Annotated in this window: 2 protein-coding genes; both read right to left on the bottom strand. The window is 62.6% G+C overall.

All coding sequences use genetic code 11. The features are described 5' to 3' along the window. Positions 1–20: 20 nt before the first annotated feature. Positions 21–194: a hypothetical protein gene (locus I5W_RS30510; RefSeq protein ID WP_252717204.1), complete on the bottom strand. Its 174-nt coding sequence runs from the start codon at positions 192–194 to the stop codon at positions 21–23. Positions 195–408: 214 nt separating this feature from the next. Then, positions 409–1,110 carry a DUF4197 domain-containing protein gene (locus I5W_RS24270; RefSeq protein ID WP_044531174.1) on the bottom strand — a complete coding sequence of 234 codons (702 nt, stop codon included), beginning with the start codon at positions 1,108–1,110 and terminating at the stop codon, positions 409–411. Positions 1,111–1,127 lie beyond the last annotated feature (17 nt).

The raw sequence follows: 1,127 nt of genomic DNA, 5'->3' as shown, positions 1-1,127 counted from the left end.
GGATGCCGGTGCGGTGATGGTCATTGTCCGAGTCCCCCGATCTTGCCGGCGACAGAACCGGCCGCACCGCTCACGGCGCCAGACGCATTGCTGATAGCGCCCTTGGCGCCACTCACCGCCCCAGCCACACCACCGACCTTCCCGACAATCGCTCCGGCAGCACTGGTCACGCCACCGATTGCACTACCCACCACATTGCGCGCCTTTTTTAAAAGTTCCCAACGGCGCTCAATATGCTGCCAAAAGTGGTCATCGTGAAAACCGCCAGCCCGGCGCTATCCCTTGCCCCATGGGGGCTGCGGCCGAGCTTGATGATTGAGCAACATGGGCAAAAAAAAATCGCCGGCCCTTGTTCAAGAGCCGGCGATTTTTTTCGAGAGAGGCTGCGCCCCTATGGTTCATGCACGATCAGCGCAATGCACCGAACACCTTGCCGATGATGGCGCTGCCGGTCCCGACGGGATCCTTGCGGATGGCTTTTTCTTCTTCGCCGATCATCAGGAACAGGCCATCCAGGGCGCGCTGGGTGACATAGCCCTCCACTGTGCTCTGCTCGGCGCTGACCAGCCCGGACTTGGCGACCTGGCCCATGACGGCGTTGTAGCGGCCGGAAAGGCCATTCTTGTCGGTGATCTGCTTGACGATGGGCAGGAACTTCACGGCCAGTTCCCCCGAGGTCTTCTGGCGGAAGAAATCGGTGACCGAGGTATCGCCACCGCTCAGGATATTCTTGGCATCGGCCACCGACATCGATTTGACCGCATTGACCAGCAACGGCTTGGCCAGCGGAACGGCGGCCTCGGCGGCGTGGTTCATGTCGGCCACCAGGCCATCGACCTGGCCGCCCATGCCGGTCATGCGCAGGATCGGCATGGCTTGCTCCAGGGCGCCGGGCAACTGGATCTTCACCTTGTCATTGGCAAGGAAGCCATTGGGCCGGCCCAGATTGGCCACCGCCGTGCTGGCGCCCTTCTCCAGCGCGGCTTTCAGGCCGGCGGTGGCATCCTGGTTGCTGAGATCGGAAAGGGAAAAAGCGAACGCGCCGCAGCAGGCCAGCAAGAGGCTGGCCGCCAGGGTGCGGCGCATTGTGGAAACAGTAGGAAGGGACATGCGCGACTCCAGGGTCA

Source organism: Herbaspirillum sp. B65, from assembly GCF_000333555.1.
GTDB classification, from domain to species: Bacteria; Pseudomonadota; Gammaproteobacteria; order Burkholderiales; family Burkholderiaceae_D; genus Herbaspirillum; species Herbaspirillum rubrisubalbicans.
Note: the sequence above shows the minus strand (reverse complement) of the source record. Positions and strands in the feature narration are given on the sequence as shown.